The organism is Streptomyces sp. NPDC044002 (assembly GCF_056434525.1).
Genome location: NZ_JBWKEZ010000078.1, coordinates 11,867 through 33,822 on the forward strand (window position 1 = coordinate 11,867; position 21,956 = coordinate 33,822).

Below are 21,956 nucleotides of genomic sequence, written 5' to 3' on the forward strand. Positions count from 1 at the left end.
TTCGCAGTCGGAACGCATTCGACAGTTCGCAGGCGCGGGAGCGAGTGCTCTCGTGCCCTGCGGCCGTGCCGCAGTCCTGCTTTCCGTACCCGCAATCTTCGAAGTCCTGGTGGGAGCCGCCGCGCATGCGTGCCTCAAGTTCCCTGTCATGGCTGGGCCGTGGACGCCTGGTCGGGACAGAACCCATACGACGACGCCGGCGCCTGCGCCGAACCGGCGTCGTCCTGTTCTTATCCACGGCGCTGACGGTGACCACCCTCACCGCCCAGGCCTACGCGGTACCCGGCGACAGCCTCAACCGTGAACTGAAGCTGCCGGACCTGCCCGAGCAGGACCCGGTCAAGGCGAACAAGAACGCCGAGAAGAACCTCACCACCGCCGACAAGGTCCCCGTCACCCCGTACGTGCCGACGGCGGTGACGCCCTGGCAGCAGAGCACCGGGACCGTGGACCTCTCCACCGTCCAGCCCGGCGCGACCGCGCCGGTCGGCGACCTCCCGGTCGCCCTCGGCATCCCGGCGGGCGCCGATCCCGCGGCCCTGGCCGGCCAGTGGCGCGTCGACCTCGCGGCCCCCGAGAAGTCGCAGACTGCCGGTGTCTCCGGCCTGATCATGCGGGTCACCCCGCCCGCGACCGCGGACCCCGCGGCGGACGTCGCGATGACGGTCGACACCACGGCCTTCTCCGACCTCTACGGCCCCCAGGCGGCCGACCGCTTCGGCCTCGCGCTGCTCCCGGAGTGCGTGCTCACCGCACCCGACAGCGGCGACTGCGCCCCCGCCGACGGCGGCACGCAGACCATGTCCGGGGACAAGGCCCCGAAGTTCGAGCGGCTCGCGGGCGAGGTCAAGAAGGTCGAGGCCAAGGACGCCCCGACGCGCACCCGCGCCGCGAAGAACGCCCCGACCCGCCGCGTCCTCTCCGGGTCGGTCTCGGTGTCCTCCCTCCTCGGCGACAGCAACCCCGGCAAGCGGATCACGCCGTTCCCGGAGAAGAAGGACCCCAAGTCCGACACCCCCAAGCCCGCCAACCCCGAGCCCGCCGCCCCCGGGCAGCAGGCACCCGGTCAGGACGCCCCCAAGCAGGGCGACGCCCCGCAGCAGACGGCCCCCGGCGGCCCCGGCTCGGACGCGGACCGGGAGAAGGCGGAGAAGGCGGCCGAGGGCGCCAAGGGTGATGAGCCCCCGAATACCACCGACTCGGTGGCCGAGGGCCGGACGGCCGCGCTCACCGCGGCCGATCCCGCGGGCGGAGGCCGCGTCGTCGGAGCGCTGGACACCGGCTCCTCCGCGACGGGCGACTTCAACGCCACCCCCCTGCTCTCCTCCGGATCCTGGGCGGGCGGCTCCTCCAACGGCGCCTTCACCTACTCCTACAAGGTCCAGGTGCCCGAGGCGCCCGGCGGGCTGACCCCGAAGGTCGCCTTCGGCTACTCCTCGCAGAACGCAGACGGCCGGACCTCCGCCACCAACAACCAGGCCTCCTGGATCGGCGACGGCTGGGAGTACAACGCCGGCGCCATCACGCGCACCTACGCCAGCTGCCGCGAGGACTCCAAGAAGGCCGGCTCCAACAACGCCACCCACCGCACCGGCGACATGTGCTACGGCTCGGACAACGCCACCCTCTCGCTGGGCGGCTCCACCACCGAGCTGGTCTGGGACAAGGACAAGCAGACCTGGACCACCGCCAACGGCGACGGCGCCAAGGTCGAGGTCCTGAAGAACACCAACCTCAACAACGGCGACCAGGACGGCGAGTACTGGGTCGTCACCACCAAGGACGGCGTCCGCTACCACTTCGGCCTCAACCGGCTCCCCGGCTGGTCCGACAAGGGCACCGCCGACCCGAAGGACGACGACCCCACCACCAACTCGGTGCTGACGGTTCCCGTCTACGGCAACCACCCCGGCGAGCCCTGCTACAAGGCCGGCGACTGGAAGAACTCCGGCTGCACCCAGGCCTGGCGCTGGGGCCTCGACTACGTCGAGGACCTCAACGGAAACGCCATGTCCCTGTGGTGGGACCGCGAGACCAACTACTACGCCCGCAACTTCGACTTCAAGGCACCCGTCGCCTACCACCGCGGCGGCTACCTCACCCGCATCGACTACGGCCAGCGCAAGGACAGCATCTTCAGCGCCCCGGCCCCGTCCCGCGTCGACTTCACCGTCGCCGAGCGCTGCTTCAACGAGGGCACCCTCACCTGCTCCGACGCCAACTTCGCTGACAAGGACCCCGGCAAGTACCGCATCTGGTACGACACCCCCGCCGACCTGCGCTGCGAAGCATCCAAGAAGTGCTGGAACTCCGGTCCGGCCTTCTTCAGCCGCAAGCGCCTCGACAAGGTCACGACCTCGACGCAGCGCATCCCGGGCAACACCGCCCGCCAGGCAGTCGACGAGTATAAGCTCCAGCAGAACTTCCCGGTCCTGAAGACCGGCCCCAACACGGCCCTGTGGCTGGAGTCCATCACCCGCACCGGCTTCGGCCGGAACGGCGCGAGCGACGCCAAGGTCACGCTCAACCCCGTCCGCTTCGAGCACAACGCCGACGAGATGCCCAACCGGGTGCAGCGCGGCGCGAGCGACCCCCGTCCGGGCTTCGCGCGCCTGCGTATCGGCCGCGTCATCAGCGAGTACGGCGGCGAGACCGTCGTCACCTACCGCAAGCCCGAAGGCGAGTGCGCCACCGGCACGGGCCTGCCCGGCAAGGACGACAAGGAAGCGCTGAAGACCAACGCGCGCCTGTGCTACCCGTCCTACTGGCACCCGGACCCGGAGAAGGAGGACATCGACTGGTTCCACAAGTACGTGGTCGCCAAGATCGAGGAACTCCCCAACGTCGACGGCGCCTACGCCAACGAGACCGCGTACGAGTACAAGAACCCGGCCTGGAAGCTCGCCGAGCAGGAGTTCTCCAAGCAGGCCACCCGCACCTACTCGCAGTTCGCCGGCTTCGAACAGACCACGGTCCTGACCGGCGTCGAGAACCCCACCATCGGCAGCAAGCGCACCAAGGCAGTCACCCGCTACTACCGGGGCCTCGGCGACACCGTCCCGGTCAAGGACGTGACCGGCGCCGAGATCGGCAAGGACCGCGAACCGTTCGCGGGCCGCGTCGCGGAGGAGCTCACCTACACCAGCCCCGACAACGCCGACGGCCAGTGGCTCACCCGGACGGTCAACGTCCTGGAAGCCACGGAACTCGCCAAGCGCGTGCGCGGCGACGGCCTGAGCGACCTGCGCGCCTGGCGCGTGGTCGAACCCCGCCAGATCTCGTACACCAAGTCCTCCGGCAGCGGTGACGACAAGCGCACCGAGCGCTCGGTGGAGACCCTCACCAGCCACGAGCCCACCTACGGCCTCCCGGTACAGGTGGAACTGCTGGGCGACACCGGCAAGACGGGCGACGAGAGCTGCACCCGGTTCGAGTACCTGCACCTGCCCGAGAAGAACATCATCGGCCTGTCCAAGCAGTCGCTGGCCAGCCCGACGACCTGCGCGACGGCGGACTTCAACAACCTGAAGTCGCTGACTGCGGGCGTGCGCACCGCCTACGACACTCAGGCCTATGGAGCCGCGGCACCCGGCGGCCGAGGGCTGGCGACCGAGACGTGGTCGCTGAAGGGCGACGGCTCCGGCTTCGACTCCGCCGGCACCATGGAGTTCGACACCGTCGGCCGTGTCGTACGCAAGACCGACCCCGACAAGCGGTCGAGCACCATCGCCTACGAGCCCGCCCTGGGTCAGGCGTTCAAGGTCACCGAGACCAACGCCCTCGGCCACACCCAGGTCGAGGAGGTCGAACCCGGCCGAGGCCAGAACCTCAGGACCACCGACCCCAACGGCCGGGTGAGCCTCTCGACCTTCGACCCCATGGGCCGTCTCGTCGAGGCATGGAAGCCGGGCCGTGCCCCGGCGCCCAAGGCAGTGCCGGACTTCCGCGCCGAGTACGTCACCCCGGCGGGTAAGCCCCCGTACGTGGTCACGTACGCGCGCGGCCACCAGAACCGGATCGAGACCTCCGTCACCCTTTACGACGGACTCGGCAGGGAGCGCCAGAGCCAGGAGCCGGCCACCAACGGCGGCCGCCTGATCACCGACACCCTGTACAACAGCTCCGGCGAGGTCTGGCAGACCAACAACGCCTACTACACGGCCGGCAAGCCGAGCGGGGAGCTCTTCACCCCCCTCGCCGACACCACCCTCCCCAACGCCACCCGGTACACCTACGACGGCCTCGGCCGCGTCGTGGAGGAGATGCCGGTCCTGAAGGGCGTCGCCACCCCCGGCCGCGCCACCCGCTACGAGTACGGCGCCGACCACTCCACCGTGATCAACCCGCCGGGCTCGTCCTCGTACCGTGTCTTCACCGACGCGCTGGGCCGTTCGACCCGGGTCGACACCTTCACGGACGCCGGCCGGACCTCGTACACCTCGATGCGCTACGAGTACGACCAGCGCGGCCACATGGTGAAGGCCGCCCACTCGGAGGACCAGGCCCACCCGTGGACGTGGACCTTCGACCAGCGCGGCCGGATGGAGACGGCGACCGACCCGGACACCGGCACCAGCCGGACCGCGTACGACCGCTACGACCGCCCGGTGACCGTCACCAACGCGCGCGGCGTCACCACGTGGACCGACTACGACGAACTGTCCCGCCCCAAGCAGCTCCGCCTCGACGGCGCCGCCGGCACCCTGCTGGCGGACTACACCTACGACACCGTCCAGGGCGCCAAGGGTCTCCCGGCCACCGCCACCCGCTACACAGACGGCCTTCCCTACACCCAGAAGGTCAACGGCTACACCGACGACTACAAGCCCACCTCCACGACCCTCACCCTCCCCCAATCCCTGGCCGACACCTGGGGCCTGCAGTCCACGTACACCCACGCGTACACGTACACGGACACCGGCTTCCTCGACGAGGCCACCATCCCCGCCGTCGGCAAGATGGCCTCCGAACGGATGGTCGTCCGCTACAACGACGAGGGCCTGCCCCTCTCCATCTCCGGCAAGGACTGGTACGGCGCGGAGACCGTCTACTCCCCGCACGGCCAGGTCCTCCGCTCCACCCTCGGGGCCCAGCCCTACCGGGTCTGGTCGCAGACCTCGTACGACGAGGCCAGCGGCGCGCTCACCGACCAGCAGGTTTACCGCGAGCAGACCGGAGACGGCGCGGTCGTCCAGGGCAACCTGGTCTCGCACCGCTCCTACGCCTACGACGACGCGGGCAACGTCACCTCGATCCGCGAGCGCTCCACCGGGATCGAGGAGCGCCAGTGCTTCAACTACGACCCGCTGGGACAGCTGAAGACCGCCTGGACCTCGGGTGACCAGGAGTCCTGCACCGCCGGCCCGAAGGGCGCCGACGGCAAGGTCAACGCGGTCGCCGGCAAGGACAAGTCCGGTTACTGGCAGGAGTACGAGTACGACCTGCTCGGCAACCGCAAGAAGCTGGTGGAACGGAACCTGGCGGGCGACACCGCCAAGGACACCACCACCACGTACACGTACGGCAAGGGCGCGGAGAAGAGCCAGCCGCACACCCTCTCGAAGGTCACCAAGACGTACACGACCCCGGCCGGGGCCCAGGTCACGGCCGAGGCGGAGCGCCTGTACGAGCTGACGGGCGAGACCAAGTCCGTCACCTCCACCCAGAACGGCGACAAGCAGCAGCTGACCTGGACCTACGACGGCCAGATCGAGCGCGTCACCGGCTCGGGAGGTGCGGGCAAGACCTCGTACGTCGGACCGGCGCAGAAGTGCGTCGACCTGAGGTACAGCACGGCCACGCCCAACCAGCCGGTCCAGCTCTACTCCTGCAACGGCACGGGCGCGCAGCGCTGGGCCTTCACCCAGTCGCCGAACCAGCCGGACGCCAACCTCGGCACCCTGTCCATCTACGACACCTGGTGCGTCCAGCCCACCGGCAACGGGGCCGGCTCCGAGCTCCAGATCCGCCAGTGCGACGGCTCCGCTGCCCAGCAGCTCAAGCGGAACGCCGCAGGCCAGTTCACCCACGTGGCGTCAGGCCTCTGCGTCGCGACCAAGGGCGGTGCCACGGACGACTCCACCCCGCTGGCCCTGGCCACCTGCTCCGGCACGTCCGCGGCCCAGCTGTGGGAGCCGCAGAACGACACCCGTCACATCTACGGCCCGAACGGCCGCCTGCTCACGATCCAGGGCAAGCAGGCCACGCTCTACCTGGGCGAAACCCAGGTGACCGTCCAGAAGGGCGGCGCCCTGGTCAACACCCAGCGCACGTACGCGGTCCCGGGTGGCGTGATCACGCGCTACAGCCACGGGAACGGCCCGGAGACCCTGTCCGCCCTCGCGGGCGACCACCAGGGCAGCTCGTACGCGGAAGTCTCGCTCTCGGGCGGCATGCAGGTCCGAGTACGCAAGCAGGACCCGTTCGGCAACGACCGCGGCGCCACCACGGGCGCAGCCGACATCCAGGCGGACAAGGGCTTCCTCGGCACGCCGAAGGACAGCTCCGGCTACCAGATCCTGGGCGCCCGCATGTACGACCCGGTCGCCGGCCGCTTCCTCTCCGCCGACCCGGTCCTCGACATCACGGACCCCCTGGCCCTCAACGGCTACGGCTACGCCCACAACAATCCGGTCACCCTGTCCGACCCCTCGGGCCTCTCGGTGTCCCTGACGGCATCGGAACGCGCGGCGGCCCTGGCCGGCGCGGGCCTCTCCCTCGCCCAGATCGCCCAGGCGGAAGCGGCGCAGGGCAAGTCGCTGACCTCCGTCATCCTGGAAGCCGCCTGGTCGGGGCTGAAGGACTTCATCGGCATCAACGACGCCATGGCCTGCTTCGGCGGCGACATGTGGTCCTGCGGAAGCATGATCATCGGCGCCATCCCGTGGACAAAGCTCGGCAAGATCCCCTCGGTCCTGAAGGCCATCGAGCGCACGATCTCCGCCATCCAGGCCTGGCGAACGGCGAAGAAGGCCGCCGAACTGGTCCTGGCGGCGGCACGAGCAGCCGAGAAGGCGGCTCTGGAGGCCAAGCAGAAGGCCATCGAGGCAGCCAAGAAGGCAGCCCAAGCGGCAAAGAAGAAGGCCGCCGACAAGCTCAACACAACAAGCAACAGGGCGGTCAACACCAGCAAGAAAACAGGTAACTCGAACCACAAGCAGGCCCAGGCCAAGTCCAACCCCAAGGCCTCCTCCGCCGCCAGCTCCGGCAAGGGTGGCTCGAAGGGCGGCGGCAGCGGCGGCAAGTCCGTCAACATGAACAAGACCGGAGGCTCCTCAGGCGGCTCCGCCCGCAGCAACGGCGGCTCCAGCGGCTCGGGCGGCTCAGGCAAGGCGGCCGACGCCTGCACCACCAACAGCTTCGTGCCCGGCACGAAGGTACTGATGGCCGACGGCTCCACCAAGGCAATCGAAGACGTCAAGGTCGGGGACCAGGTCCTGGCCACGAACGAAGAGACGGGCGAAACCCGCGCCGAGACGGTCACGGCCGAGATCAAGGGCCAAGGCCTCAAGAACCTTGTCACGGTCGTCGTCGACATCGACGGCGAATCCGGTTCCGAAACGGCGGAAGTCGTCGCCACAGACGGCCACCCCTTCTGGATTCCACAGCTCAGCGCATGGCTCGACGCCAAGGACCTGAAGTCAGGCCAGTGGCTCCGCACCAGCGCAGGCACCCACGTCCAGATCACCGCCGTACACAGTTGGACCTCATCCGTCGCCACGGTCCACAACCTCACCGTGGCCGACAAACACACGTACTACGTGCTGGCAGGCGCCTCCCCGGTCCTCGTCCATAACTGCCGTACCGACGAAGCCACTGTCTACCTGGCAAACTATCCGGATGGTAGGCAGCACGCTCTAATCACGATTCGGGACGCAGAAGGAGAGCTCAGCACCCATCAGTTCGGTGATGTGAGCCGCAGCGACAACGGGGTCGAAAAATTCGACCCCGCGGATCTTCCCCGCATCACGTTGAGGCTGCATATCAAACTTCCGCATACGGGGCGGGCTCGAATGTTCGTCGAGAACGCCCGCTTCAAAACTGAAGAGGGGCGCTACCCTCCATACTCTTTGCCGGAGCAGGGGTGCGCGACCTACTGTGCTCAAGTTTTGCAAGCCGGCGGCATTGATGGAATTCCGCTAGACAACGACAAGGCGCAGGCGTGGCTGATAGCCAGATATGGATGATTGAGATCAGAGGTGAACGGTGAAAACTGTCGGAGGTGAATCCTCAGGAGGTGACAGGTGGGAGGTTCCCGACTCGCTTCGAGGACCGGTTCGTCAAGTTCCGACGAATCTCGCCATTCAAATGCTCTCCTGTGAACTCCTGGATCACGAAACCAAGGCACTCGTGGGTGAATTTGTTACAGAGGCCTCTCTCTGCTACTTGCGGCCGTCAGACATCCCCATGAATTTCGACCGACAGGCGCGCTTTGGCGACGTGCTCAGGGGTGCGACGCGCATCGCGTACGAAGGCTGGGAGGATTTCCGGATGGCCATCGAAAGTAACGGCCTTCCGAAAGAAGTCAGAGAAAGAATCCAGCAGAGCCGAGACTCGATGATTTCGAGACTCCAATCCGCCATCGATATGCTGCGACAACTTCCGGGCGGCATAACCTAAAAGTTGGCGGATTATCGATCCCTGCGGCGAGTGGTCTCACTTGATTTCTAGTGGGATCACTCGCCGACTGCATTCATGCACGAAAAGGAGTGGGGGGAGAATAAAGTGAATCAGATACCCGCGAGTGACTCTGATTGCAGAATTCTAGATCTAAGGGCTCTCCCGTAAATGATCTCCGCCTTAGAGGCGTCGGGGGTAGTCAGAGTGATGGGCGTAAGGCGACGCGAGGTCGAGCAGGTCATCGCACGGCCAGGTCTCGCCGTCGTACTGGCAGTCATCGTGGTTGTCCCACGGTAGTTCGGGGTCGCCCGTTGCAGGGCTGAGCACATGTCGGGCGAGCACGCGCCGCTTGGCCTCGACCTCCCGCAAGACGCGAGCCGGGTCGTGCAGGGCGACGTGCAGGGCGATCGCGGGATGGAAGCTGGAAAGTTCTTCTTGGCAGAAGTCGACCGTGTGCCCGCGAGCGGTCCACTCCCCGCAGCCGTCACCATCGCAGCGTCGGGCCAGGTCTGCCTCCTCGTTCAACCGTGCCTGGAGGAACGTCACAAGGTCTTGACTCATGGAGTCATCCTGGATGATGCGCCAGGCCCGGTCGCCTGATTTCCAGGCCGTGGGCAGGACCTGGCCGGAAGACCGACAGTCGAATGATCTGGATGTGGCTGGTGTGATCACGGCGTCTGAGCCGTCTTGGATAGCCCCGTTCTCCGGTTTGAGCCCGCGTGCTTTCGGGAAGCGGGTGACGGTTCTGCGGCGTGAGGGTGAGGATGCGGTCCGCAGGGGCCGGCCGTGGAGCCTTCCGCTGGAGGACCGGGCGCTGTTGGTGGCCACGTACTGGCGCACGAACCTGACCATGCGGCAGCTCGCGCCGCTGTTCGGGATCTCGAAGTCGGCTGCGGACCGGATCATCGACGACCTCGGTCCGATGATCGCGCTCCAGCCCCGCAAGCGGTTCGCCAAGGGCACCGTGCTCATCGTGGACGGCACGCTGGTTCCCACCCGCGACACTCCGTGGCGGAGCAGTCCAAGAACTACCTACTCCACCGCCCACCAGGTCGTCATCGACGCGAACACCCGTCTCGTCGTCGTGGTCGGCCGGCCTCTGCCGGGCAACCGGCACGACTCCCGCGGCTGGGAGGAATCCGGCGCCAAGGCCGCCGTCGGCAACACCACCACGATCGCCAACGGAGGCTACCAGGGCACCGGACTGGTCATCCCGCACCGAAAGGCGAAGGGCAGGCCGAACTCCCGGACTGGAAGGAGGAACACAACCGGTCCCACAAGCAGGTCCGAGTGTCGACGGTCGTGCAATTCCCCGCGAAGTGCGCTTTTGTGTCGGCGTAATTCCCCACCCCCGCGGTCACGAGTCCCCATGGGGACAGTGACCGTGGCCAGTGTGCTCGGGCGTGTGATCGAGTGCGCACTCGGCTGTAGGTGGGCCCCCAGGTGGGACGCCCCCAGCTGGGATGGGCGGCGTCGGCCGGGCCGCGAGCCTGCGGGCGTGGAAATACAAGTGCCAGTTCCCGGGCCGCGCAGGCAGGATCTCGGTATGTCGACCGACGTCAGTGGAATGATCGAATGCCGTCCGGGAGCCCGGCTGTGGGGGCCCGACGATGAGGACTCCGTGTGGGAAGCCGCCATCGACCTGTTCCTGCTCAACAGGGGCAACGCCTACGACGGCCTCGCCTGTCTCTTCGGAATCCGCAATTCCTTCGGCTTCCGCCCCCTGGCCGAGGGCCGCGGCTTCCCGGACGACGCGTCGGATGGGTTGCGTGGTGACTTCGCTGCATACGGCGGTCCCGGCGACGTATACGGAACCACGTGGCTGACCTGGGCTGAGCTGGCCGACGTCGACTGGCAGGAGACAGACGCCTCTGGCACACGAAGCCGTGCCTCGGCCGCCGGCGCCGACAGCGACTGGAGTCGGGTCTGGAGCGTCATGCGCATTCTCAGCGAAGTCCACGGCGCGGAGAACGTACGACTCGTCGTCTGGTTCTACTGACCCAGCGCGACAGCTTCCCCGTTTCAGGTGGTTTGGCCTTTAGATACCTATTCCTTACGAATCGGTCTGGTTCCCCATGGGCATGCCGGTGCCGGGTTGAGGGTCCTGACTGTCTCGGAGCCGCAGGCGTCCTTGACCTGCGAGCCGAGAGGCCGACGGACACGCCGGATGGCAAGGAGAACATTCACCGTGGTCGACATCGTCGAGATCTACGTCCACTGGTACGCGGGCCGGTCGAAGAGCCAGCTGGCCACTTCGCTGGGGGTGGACCGCAAGACGATCAGGAAGTACCTGGTGCCAGCGGAGGCGGCCGGGCTGACCCCGGGCGGGCCGCCCATGAGCGAGGCGGACTGGGCCAAGCTGATCAAGAGCTGGTTCCCGGAGCTGGCCAGCCGACGGCTGAACCAGCTGACCTGGCCGGAGATCGAGCAGCACCGCGACTACATCAAGCAGCTGCTGGAGACCAGCACGGTCACCACGATCCACCAGCGGCTGAAGGACGAGCGGAAACTGAAGGCGTCACTGACCTCGCTGCGGCGATGGGTCCACGAGAACCTCCCCGACGAGGCGGCCCGGTCGAAGGTGACCGTGCTGCGTGAGGAGGTCGAGCCGGGCTCGGAGGCACAGATCGACTACGGCTTCCTGGGGCAGTGGATCAACCCCAGGACGGGCAAGCGGCACCGAATCTGGGCATTCGTGATGGTGCTGCCCTGCTCGCGGCACATGTTCGTACGTCCCGTGACCCACATGGACCAGCACGCCTGGACCCTGGCCCACGTGGACGCGTTCCGCTTCTTCGGCGGTGTCCCGCGCCGCCTGGTGCCGGACAACCTCAAGACCAGGGTGGACAAGCCTGACCTCTACGACCCGCAGATCAACAAGTCGTACGCCGAACTCGCCGTCCACTATGGGACGTTGGTGGATCCGGCCAGGGCCTTGCACCCGAAGGACAAGCCCAGGGTGGAGCGGCCCATGCCCTACATCAGGGACTCGTTCTGGAGCGGGCGGTCGTTCACCTCCCTCGACCACATGCAGGCCGAGGCCCTGACCTGGGTCAGGGAGACCGCCGGGCGCCGCCAGTGCCGGCCGCTGCAGGGGGCGGCACCGCTGGCGGTGTTCGAGGCCGCCGAGGCCGAAACCCTCCTCCCGCTGCCCGAGACACCGTTCGTGCTGGCGAAGTGGTCGACCGCGACCGTCGGCCCGGACATCCACATCAAGGTCGGCCGCACCCTCTACTCGGTGCCCTGGAAGCTGATCGGCCGCCGGGTGGACGTCCGCTCCACCGCCACCATGGTGCAGGTCTTCCACGAAGGCGGGCTGGTCAAGACGCACGCCGCTCTCGAGCAGGGCAAGCGCACCGATGCCAGCGACTACCCGCCCGAGAAGATCGCCTTCCAGATGCGGACGCCGATGTGGTGCCGCAGCCAGGCGTCCGAGGTCGGCGACGCCTGCCGGGAGGTGATCGACCAGCTGCTGGTAGTCAACGCCCTCTACCGGCTCCGAGCCGCCCAGGGAGTACTCGGGCTGCGGAAGAAGTACGGCGACCAGCGTCTGGAGGCCGCCTGCGCGAAGGCCATCTCGGTCGGCGACCCGTCCTACCGCACCATCAAGGGCATCCTGGTCGCCGGCACCGAGACCGACCCCGAACCCGACACCGGCGACGCCGGCGCGGCGGCCTTCCTCCACGGGCCCGAGGGCCTGTTCGGCGCCGACATCCCCACCCAGACACCCGGCGAGCGTCACGATCACCAGGAGGACGGCGACGCTGAGGGGGCCGTCCGATGAGCGTGATGGACACCGCCCTGCGTGAATCGCTCAAGATTTTGCGACTGTCGGGGATGCTGGAGACCCTGGATGACCGCCTCGCCCAGGCCCACGGCGGCGAACGGAGGGAACACCCTCTACTCCGAGGTCAAGAACGGCGGCACAGGAGTCGGCCTCTCTGTCGGCAAGGTGGCAGTCACCACCAAGGTGACCGGCGCGATCGGCATCAGCCCCCGCGTCCTGACCGTCACCCGCACCCGCTGACCGCCCACAACATGAAAGAACCCCGCCGCCTGGCCACCGCCGCCTGGCCACTCCAGTGGACCGAGGGCGAGCCGGAAGCCATCACCGCATGAGTGCAGGGGCGGAGTGGCGGGGATCGAGGCGCTTCCTGGCTTGGCTCCGTTGCCGAGGGCTGGTCAGGCCTGAGCGCTTCAGGGGCGGTCGCACCGCACGGGGTCAGCCCGCAGCGGACGGTGGTGCGGCTGAGAGCCCCTGGTGGGACGACCATGCCATCGGCACCTCCGCGGCAGCCAGGGCGCGGGGCCAGCCCTGCAACAGCGTGGTGCGGGCTGGCCCCGGCTTCGGGTGAGGTGGTGTTACGGGCGCTTCCACTTGGTGTTGGCGCCGCCGTTGCAACCCCACAGGCCGAGAGTGGATCCGTTGGCGGTTGCCTGGCCGTTGACGTTCATGCACTGGCCCGGGTTGAGAGCGGCAGTGATGGTCTTGTCGGAATTGACGTTCCACTTCTGCTCGGCGCGGCCGTCGCAAGTGGTGGTGGTGACCTTGGCGCCCTGGTTGGCTCCGCTGTCGGCGGTCAGGCACTTGTTGCCGTTGACGCGCAGTTCCTTGGCGGGGGTGTGGTCCCACTGCTGGCTGACGCCGCCCCAGCAGTCCCAGATGGTTGCGCTGGTTCCGTTATCGCTGTCAAGGCAGCGGCTGGACTGCTCGCCCTGGAAGCTGCTGGATATCCAGCGCTCACCACCGGTGGACCAGCGGACGACAAGGCTGCCGTTGTCTTCGAGGGTGGCGTAGGAGCCGGCTCCGCCGACGGTGTTCGAGGCCCACAGGGCGCCGGTGTTGGTGCCCTGCTTGTAGAGGACGAGGTTGCTGTCGGCCTGCATGTGGAGGTAGGCGTACGGGTTGGAGGTGATCTTGCTCCACAGGGTGCGGTTGGTGCCGCGTTCGCGAAGCAGGATGTCGCCTTGGATGTCCATTATGAGGACCTTGTCACCGGCGGCGAGCCAGGAACCGGGCATCAGCTTTGCGCCGGAGGTGAGCTTGTTGCCGCGGGAGAAGGTGTCGCTGTGCCAGAGGGCGCCACCGAGGCCGTGGCCACCGTTCTTCGTGTAGACGACGAGGTTGGCGTCGGACTGCAGGTCCAGGCGCGCGTCGGCGTTCTGGTAGGTGCCAGAGGCCCACAGGGCGCCGGCGGGGTCGTTGCCGACGGTGTCCTTCTTGTAGACGACGAAGTTTCCGTCGGCCTGCATCCGGGCGAACGCACCGGGGTTGCCGGAGGTGCCGGACTGCCATAGGGCGCCGCCCTTACCGTCCCCACCGGTGACGTGGTACAGGACGAGGTTGCCGTCGGCCTGCATGACCAGCTGGGCCTCCTCGGAGGCGAGCATCTGGCCCGGGGCGAGGCTTTCGCCGCCCTTGAGGCTGACGGGGCGCGGCTTGGCGGAGGCGATCCAGGAGGTGAGGCCGTCGGTGCGGGTGGCGTAGGCACCAGTCTTGTCGGTGGGGGCGGCATCGAGGCAGGAGCGCTGCCAGGCGCGGCTGATCAGGCCCACCAGGGCCGGCCTGCCGTTCTCGGTCCGCAGGGTGGGAGCGCCGGCGTCGCCCTTGCAGACGGTGGCGTCCGCCGGGGTTTTCGGCGCGAGGTCGTAGCTGGTGGCCGCGACGGGACCCGTGGAGAAGACGGCGGAGTGCAGCTTGCTGGGGGCCCACTCGGTCTTCGTACGGCCGAAGCCGACGAGGGTGATGTCTTCGGTGGCCGTGGGCGCGGTGGCTGATACAGCGACAGGCGTGACGCTGAAGGCGGGCTGGCTCAGGCGCGCGAGCACGAGGTCGCGGTCGGGGTGGGGCACGAGATCGACGATGTCGGTGGCGTGACCGGCGGTGGCCAGGTCGGTGCGGCCGATGGTGACGGTCGTTTTCTCCTTCGGAGCGCCGGCCGCGACAGTGTTGTTCTCGGCAGGCTTGTCGGCGAAGCAGCTCTTCGCCGCGAGGACCCAGCGCGGATCCACCAGGGTGGCGGTGCAGAATCGCTTGTTGTCCCCGATGGCGAGCTTTCCCGCGAAGGCATACGTCTGGTCCCCGGAAGGCTGCGCGGGGGCTGTAGACGAGCCGGTGACCCGCATCTCCAGGAGTGTGGCCTGCTGGGGGTCTGTTGGACTGGCCTCGCCAAACCCCTTGGACGTGTCCTTGGGTACGGAGATGCTGGAAGTCGCGCCGTTGACGGTGATCTGCGCGTTCAGATCGCGGCCCTGCGTCTCGATACGGTAAGCGCGCGAGACGTTGAGCGCGAGGTAGCCGGTGTTGGCCGCCTTGAAGCAGATCCGGGACTCGTCGGACTTGAGGTTCCGTGCCCAGAGCATGATCTGGTGCGGGCTGGCACAGGAGGTGTGCATGATGCCGCCGTCTCCGGCAACCAGGTCCGCCCCGGTGGCCGCGAGCACGTCGGAGCGGAACGGGTAGGCGCCGTCCTCGACCGCGAAGGGAGCACCGGCGTTGGCAGGCGGCACCGGGTCGGCGAACGCCGGCGGTGGCGGCGCTCCTGTGGTGGCCGCGATGACGGCGGCAAATGCGGCTGTGGGCAGCCATCTGCGAATACGCACGACGTGATTCAAGCCTTCCAGGCTGTCCTCGCGCATGGAACGCGAGGATGGGCTGAACTGAGGGGACTGCACCGCGACGTTGCGGACAGTCATGATTGCCTGGGGGCCAGATCGAACAGTACCCACTCGCAGGCAAGTCCACACCTCTGACTGAAAACCTGTCCTGATCAGCGCATTCGCTTGAGATTCCGGCCATCCCTCGTACAGGAATAATCGATGATCTGGGCATTGAATCGAACGCATGGCTACGCTGAGCCATGATTTAGACGACGCCTAGCGCCTGTTCCGGGCCCTGCTCGACTGCTCCACGCAGGCGCGAACCACCTACGGGCCGCGAGACAGACGTCCACCGGCCATGTCGTTGCCATCAGCCGGTCGAGGCCCCGAAAGGGCCAGACCGACCAACAGCTGCACCGGACCGTTCGGACGGTCCGGGCGGGGACCACCGCCCTCCGGCCTGGGGAAGCCGAATCAAGGAGGGCGCCGGAACCCGTACGTGCGCACGGGCAGGAAGCAATGACGCCGCCGTCGCCTTCCTTGGCTGCGGCCTGCCTGTGCACGGCAGACCACACACACCAAGAGGGATCATTTCGTGGGTCACCACACAGGCCGTCAGGCTCGGGTGTGGCGGCGGGGGTACGTACTGGCCGGGAGGGCCAGTCGTGGACTCCTGCCGCTCGCCCTTCTGGCGGGACTCGTTTCCGCGGCGCCCGTCGCCGCAGAGGAACCAGCTCCGCCTCCACTGTCCGAACGCGAGCGTGTCCTGCAGAGCTATAAATCCGGGGGAGAGGCTGTTAAGGCCGCTGCCGGCGCCGCCCTCTCGGGCAACGACGACCAGGTCCGTGAGTTCCTGAACAAAGGTCAGGAGATCGCCGAGGACCTGGACCGACGCGAGGCTGCAATCACCCTGGTGACCGAAGGCGGCCCAGCCCTGCGCGAGGCCGCGCAGACCGCACTCAACGGTACTCCAGACCAACTGAGAACCTTCATGAAGGAGGGTTGGAAAGCCCCACTTGCCGAGGACCAACGCGTCGAAGCCGCACGCGCCATCGAGGCAGGCGGTCCCGGTGTCCATGAGGTCGGGGACGCCGCCATGCGCGGCTCCATCGACGACATTCGTGGCTTCCTCACCGAGGGCCAGTACAAGCAGCGTGACGACGACGCGCGCGTCCGTGTGGCGCAGATCGAGGGGGAAGGCGGCCCCTCCACCAAGCGCGCCGCCGCCCAGGCCCTGGCCGGCTCCATCGACGACATCCGCGAGTTCCTCCTCTACGGACAGCACGTCTCACGCGCCCAGGACCAGGAACACGCCACCATCAGCGACCTGGCCAAGCAGACCTCCGACGCTGCAGCAGCAGCGGAGAAGGCCAAGCTGAGCGCCGAGGAGAACGTCAAGAAGGCCAAGACGGCCTCGGACCTCGCAAAGAAGGAAGCGGCCAAGGCCGCCGCCGAGACCCAGGCGGCGAAGAACGACGCGGTGAAGGCCGCAGACGCGGCCCGCCGCGCGGCCGAATCGTCGCGCCGCGCCGCGGACGCAGCCAAGGCCGCGATCTCCGCCGCCCGTGCAGCGAACGCTGCCGCACAGACAGCCGCGCTGGCCGCGCAGAACGCTGCCTACGCAGCCCTGCAGGCGTCCCGAGCCTCCAGCAAGGCCTGGGACGCAGCGGCATCGGGCAAGGTCTACGAGGGCGTCGCCAACGAAGCCGAGATCGTCTCGAAGCTCGCCTCGAAGATGGCCGACTCCGCCGAGGCCGCCCGTGTCACCCTCGAAGCCCTGAAGCTCAGCATGCAGGCGGTGCGCGGGTCGATCGACGCCATGAACGACAGCGCCCAGTACTCGGAGGACTCCGCGAACTGGGCCGGCCAGGCCGGCGTCCACGAAACCCAGGCCAAAGCAGCCGCTGCCTCGGCACGCCGGCACGCAGCCGAGGCCAGGAGGGCGGCGGGCGCCGCCGAGGCCTACGCCAACGACGCCGCCCTCGCGGCAGCGCAGGCCCGGGACGCGGCGCGTTCGGCGGCAGCCCACGCCCTCAAGGCTGCGCAAGCTGCGCGCAAGGCCGCGGATCACGCCAACGATTCCCAGGCCGCTGCGAATCAGGCCAAGATCAACGCCGGCGAGGCCATGACCGCCGCGCAGGCGGCTGGCACAGCGGTCGCCAAGGCCAAGGAAGTTCAGGACACGGCTCGCAAGAACGAGGCCGAAGAAGCTGCCACGCGCACCAAGCTGCTGGTCAACGAGGCCAAGGACGTCAAGGAATCAGCAGACGCGGCCCAGGCGACCGCACAGAGGAAGCTCCAGGACGCGGTCAAGCTCAACACTGACTTGGGAACCCTGGCCGCCGAAGCCGCCAAGCCCGACGCGCAGCCTGCCCAGATCGCTGGCACCGGCCGGAAGATGGCCCTCCTGGCGTTGCAGGTTCGCGGCCCGTGGAGCAAGTCTGCTGCAGAGGCGGCCCTGACCGGCGACGACGGCGCTGTCGTCCTCTACGCCCGCGTCGGCTGGAAGCTCGCCGAAGACCAGGACGAACGCGAAGCAGTCGACGCTCTCGCCCGCACCGCCCCGCAGGAGAGGGTCCGCAGTGAGGCGAAGGCCGCCCTGGCGAAGGACCAGGTGTCGGTCCACCAGTTCCTGACCAAGGGCCAGTACCAGGCCGCAGCCGAAGACAACCGGATCCAGGTCTCCCGGATCGCGGAAGCAGGCGGCACGGGTGTCAAGGAAGCGGGCCAGGCAGCACTCCACGACCTGGATCCGCAGGCCCTGGATACCTTCCTCACCAAGACCCAGTACCAGTCCCGCGTCGAGGACTACCGCGTCGAAGCGGCACGCATGGCCGAGGGCGGGGGCCTCGAACTCAAGGCAGCCGCCGAGGCTGCCCTCGCCAGCCCCAACACCCACCTGATCACCTTCATCGAGTCCGGCCAACACCGAGCCAAGCGCCGCGACCTGCTCACCGCCACCCACGTGGAGCAGGTCCAAGGCCTCATCGCATCCTCCAGCGAGGTCGCCGCCCGAGCCTTCGAGGACGCCTTCCACGCCGCCAAGGCCGCGTCGGACGCCCAAGGCCACGCCGACGAAGCCCGCGGCCACGCGCAGACGGCAGACAACTACGCCCGACAGGCCGGCGGATACGCCAACGACGCCAAGGCCTCCGCAGACCGGGCTCGCACCTCCGCCGACAAGGCAGCCGCTTCCGCAGCCACCGCCCGCAAAGCCGAAGGACAGGCACGCGGCAGCGCGGACTCGGCCAGCGCCTCGGCAACCCGCGCGCAGGCAAGCGCCAACGCCGCACGCGGATACGCCGCCAGTGCCTACCAAGCTGCCGAACAGGCCCGCCAGTCCGCCGACAAGGCCGGTGAAAGCCACGCCTCTGTCGAAGCCAAGTACCGCGAAGCACTCCACCGCTACACCGCCGACCGCGTCAAGGCAGATGTCCAGCGCCGTCTACAGGAGCAGGCGGTAGCCGAGGCGGCCGCCCGCAAGAACTCGGCAGGTGCGGCCCTGTACGGGCTACTGCAGTGGCTGGTGCCGGGGGGCAAGAAGGAACTCCCGGCCATGAGCACGATGGACCAGATTCATCTGCTGATGGACGCCTTGGGCGTCATACCTGGAGTGGGAGAACCTATCGACGTCGCGAACTGCGCAATCTATGCCGGCGAAGGAAGCCTCTACAAGTACGTTCCGCAATGGGGAGACACCGACCGGGCGTTCCTGGACGCCGGTCTGGCATGTGTCTCGGCCATACCATTCGCCGGATGGGGCGCCACCGCAGTGAAGGCGGGCCGATGGCTCGCGAAATACGGAATCGACGGCGACGCGGTCCTCGAAACGCTGTACAAAGTCTTCAGGAGAGCACCCGGCTGCGGTCCGAACAGCTTCCCCGCCGGAACCCGCGTCCTCATGGGCGATGGCTCGACAAAACCCATCGAGCACATCAGAGCAGGCGATCTCGTCCGGGCGACCGATCCGGCCACCGGGACCACTGGTGCGCGCCTTGTCCAGGCAACCATCTACACACCTGACGACCGCGACTTCACAGAGATCGAACTGCGCGGTGCCACAGCAGAAGCCGTCACCTCGACCGACCACCACCCGTACTGGGTGGAAAACCGCAAGCGCTGGGTCGACGCCGCCGACCTGAGGACGGGCGACGCCCTGCGAACCCCGGTCGGTACGGCGGTGCAGATCGGTAAGGTGAGCCACTGGAAGGGCCTGCAGCCCGCTTACAACCTCACTGTCGCCGACCTACACACGTACTACGTGTTGGCCGGCCGCACGCCGGTTCTCGTGCACAACGCGAACGGCCTGGTGAACTGCGGCGACCAAGTGGTCTTGGGCGTGAACGATGGCCTGGGTGGAGACGGCCTGCGCGACATCCTGAATGGCCAGGAGGGGGGTGGGTCGTGGTACACGTTCAACAACAGGGAAAATTGGGGAAATTCGAGAAACCCGGGCGATCCCACGAGCCGACCGCTGTGGATGGAAGCGGTGGAAGATGCAGCCGGTAACCCGTCGGTGAAGATCGCATTCTCGCTCGATCATCTTTTGGATAGCGACCTGAAAGAGTTCCCGAATGCGGAAGCTGCTTTCCAAGCCACCTGGGCGCGGGCACGCGCACTTGCCGGGAAAAATTGGGAAGAGCAGGCGTCGCGCGGAAATGGGACAGCCTGGGAGCTGGGCGTTATTATGAGGCAGTTGACGCCCGGGTCGGTATCTGAGAGGAGCTGGGACAGCGTTAAGTTCTACTGGGAAGGGAAGCGTGTCGACATCGACGATCCGTTCAAGGAGTTCCGGTAGGAGCTAGTCGTCTGGCAGGGTTGGGCTCGCGTGAAAGCGCAGAGCCCAACGCTTTCGTGAACCCCGGGTTATGAGTTGTGGCGCACCGGGCCTCGGGGCGGATATGCTGTAGATCTATTTGACGTGAGGGTGGAGGGTAGCCCAATGAGCGATGGAACGAGGCCCGATCCGGTCCTGTATCCGGAGGTAGCATCCGAGAATGGAAGTCTACTGGCCGCACTTCGGGTGATATCTCACCGCCTGGGAATTCTACTTCCCGGCCTCGTTGAGGCGCATCCGCCGCAGGGGCTATCGGTGCACTTCGCCGCTGCAGTGAAGACGGAATTCGGCGATATTCGAATTGAGCTGAGGCCGGAGCGTCGGGACCTCATGCTTACGATCAGCATGCCTTTGATCGGGGTTGCGGGAAGTGGATCCACGACCTCTCTGGAAATTGCAGTGGAGATCGCCCAGGCTTGGCAGTCGGGAATGCCTCTAGCTGAAATGAGTTCGAACTGGGGTTTCCTGAATTTTTCGCCCAAGGCGTTGGCGCATGATCGAGGGGCCGGGGTGGAATTCGAATGGGGGATGATCCGCAAACTTTCTCCAGAGCTGATTGATCAGAGCATGGTGGAAGCGGCGTATGCGACACCGGAGCTGCGGGCGCTGTTTCCCATGCCCGCTCATGGCTCTTTGCAGTTCCGTCGCCGCACGATTTCGGCTCCCGGAAGCGATATTCCCAGTATCTTCCCCGCGGCAGGCGGATGCTGGACGGTCATCAGCCTGCATGACCCTGAGATTCCCAGACCCACTGTCTCTTCGGCCGAAGAAGCAGTCAGACTCGTGGTGGCGGGGTTGCCGGCAGGGTGCGGTCCAGCCCTTGAAGTCATTCATGCTGCTCGACGCAAAGCGCGCGAGAGTCACGCCAACGACCAGTCCGAACGGCACACCAAACCGGACCGGATGTAGCGTTCGCCGCTCCAGAGCTGGAGAGACAGCGGGACGATAGGTTCCGCCGGGTGGTGTCGCCAACGGACTTCACATGACCTGAGGGCGGCGGCCGGCGCCGAGCGGGTGACCGCGAGGCGTTGGCCACGATCATCTTCGCGGTGGCCTCGGGCTGCGGGCGGCGGCAGCTGCCGCCGGTGTTTGGCCCGAGTTGGCAGACGGCCTACGGACGTTTCACGCGGTGGAGCCGGGCCTGCCTCCACCGCCTCATCCTCGACGAACTCGGGGCCCGCTGGTGGAGCGTCTGCCGCAGGCCTTCGATCAGGCCGCCGCCGTCCTGGAACTGCTGGGTACTGGGGACCGGGTGGTGCTGGACACCGGCCAGAACCCCGGGGTATTCACGGCCGAGGCTGCGGCACAGCTGCGCGCGGCCGCGACCAGCAGTGAGCGGCTGGCGAAGGAACTTGCGGTCCCGGCTTCGACCATGCTCCACATGGGCGGCAGGTAGCCGCAGGCTGTCTGATCCCTGGCACCCCCTTTGGTCCCGGGCCGCTACCGGGCCCGGGTCTGGGGCGTTGTTTGGGGTATGGGACGGATGAAGCCGGGGCGTACGCGCCGGACACGGGCGGGGTGTGGGCGTTGCGGTACGCGGGCGCCGTCGGACTGGACGTCTGCGGCGGCGGCGGAGTGGAGCGGCTTCTACGAGGGCGGCCGCCTGGCGCTCATCGTCTGCCCGCCGTGCCACACCCCCTTGGAGACGGCGGAGGCGGAGCTGAATGCGGCCGCCGTGACCGTCGGGAAGGAAGCGGGCGGGCGGTTCGCCTATGACGGGCCAGTGATGTAGTGCCTGTGCTGGTGTGCTGGCCTGGGTGTGTTCAGGTTGGTTGGCCGGTGTGTGGCTGCTGGGTGTTTGTTGCGGTGGTCGGGGCCTGCTCGATGGATGATCTCGCGGTTGTCGGGCGGGGTGGTGGCCTGGGGTTTTCTCAGGTTGGTCGAGTTTCCCAGGTGTGCG

General features: G+C 67.5%; 9 protein-coding genes and 3 pseudogenes. 10 read left to right on the forward strand and 2 right to left on the reverse strand.

Annotated features, from left to right (window positions below; translation table 11 throughout):
- The first annotated feature begins 125 nt into the window (after positions 1-125).
- On the forward strand, positions 126-8,186 hold the full coding sequence (locus AC07A6_RS35965; protein WP_478779919.1) for a polymorphic toxin-type HINT domain-containing protein: 8,061 nt from the start codon (positions 126-128) through the stop codon (positions 8,184-8,186).
- Between the two features lie 613 nt (positions 8,187-8,799).
- On the opposite strand, the gene AC07A6_RS35970 is transcribed toward AC07A6_RS35965, so the two are convergent.
- Entirely contained in the window at positions 8,800-9,396 is a 597-nt protein-coding gene (locus tag AC07A6_RS35970; RefSeq protein WP_478779925.1) for a DUF6221 family protein, read from the reverse strand.
- Here AC07A6_RS35970 and AC07A6_RS35975 point away from each other — a divergent pair.
- The 5 genes and pseudogenes from AC07A6_RS35975 to AC07A6_RS35995 form a co-directional block, all read left to right on the forward strand.
- Positions 9,284-9,909 (forward strand): annotated as a pseudogene (locus AC07A6_RS35975) (transposase family protein); the annotation flags it as partial. The gene AC07A6_RS35970 and the pseudogene AC07A6_RS35975 sit on opposite strands and share 113 nt — an antisense overlap.
- Positions 9,910-10,165: 256 nt before the next feature.
- Complete coding sequence (locus tag AC07A6_RS35980) at positions 10,166-10,618, forward strand: hypothetical protein (protein ID WP_478779920.1); 453 nt, start codon at positions 10,166-10,168, stop codon at positions 10,616-10,618.
- Positions 10,619-10,807: 189 nt separating this feature from the next.
- Positions 10,808-12,403 carry an IS21 family transposase gene (gene istA, locus AC07A6_RS35985; protein ID WP_478779926.1) on the forward strand — a complete coding sequence of 532 codons (1,596 nt, stop codon included), beginning with the start codon at positions 10,808-10,810 and terminating at the stop codon, positions 12,401-12,403.
- Positions 12,400-12,504 (forward strand): annotated as a pseudogene (locus AC07A6_RS35990) (ATP-binding protein); the annotation flags it as partial. The gene istA and the pseudogene AC07A6_RS35990, both read left to right, overlap by 4 nt.
- Positions 12,473-12,646, forward strand: coding sequence for a hypothetical protein (locus AC07A6_RS35995; RefSeq protein WP_478779927.1), 174 nt, complete (start codon positions 12,473-12,475; stop codon positions 12,644-12,646). The pseudogene AC07A6_RS35990 and the gene AC07A6_RS35995, both read left to right, overlap by 32 nt.
- A gap of 335 nt (positions 12,647-12,981) precedes the next feature.
- Here AC07A6_RS35995 and AC07A6_RS36000 read toward each other — a convergent pair whose 3' ends face one another.
- On the reverse strand, positions 12,982-15,222 hold the full coding sequence (locus tag AC07A6_RS36000; RefSeq protein WP_478779921.1) for a ricin-type beta-trefoil lectin domain protein: 2,241 nt from the start codon (positions 15,220-15,222) through the stop codon (positions 12,982-12,984).
- 592 nt (positions 15,223-15,814) lie between these two features.
- Between AC07A6_RS36000 and AC07A6_RS36005 the strand changes: the two genes are divergently transcribed.
- The 4 genes and pseudogenes from AC07A6_RS36005 (at position 15,815) to AC07A6_RS36020 (ending at position 21,452) form a co-directional block, all read left to right on the forward strand.
- Complete coding sequence (locus AC07A6_RS36005) at positions 15,815-20,017, forward strand: polymorphic toxin-type HINT domain-containing protein (protein ID WP_478779922.1); 4,203 nt, start codon at positions 15,815-15,817, stop codon at positions 20,015-20,017.
- A gap of 294 nt (positions 20,018-20,311) precedes the next feature.
- Complete coding sequence (locus AC07A6_RS36010) at positions 20,312-20,965, forward strand: DUF6193 family natural product biosynthesis protein (protein WP_478779923.1); 654 nt, start codon at positions 20,312-20,314, stop codon at positions 20,963-20,965.
- Positions 20,966-21,042: 77 nt separating this feature from the next.
- Positions 21,043-21,267, forward strand: a pseudogene (locus AC07A6_RS36015) (transposase); the annotation flags it as partial.
- Positions 21,240-21,452, forward strand: a complete 213-nt coding sequence (locus AC07A6_RS36020) for a hypothetical protein (protein ID WP_478779924.1) — start codon at positions 21,240-21,242, stop codon at positions 21,450-21,452. The pseudogene AC07A6_RS36015 and the gene AC07A6_RS36020, both read left to right, overlap by 28 nt.
- Positions 21,453-21,956: the final 504 nt, after the last annotated feature.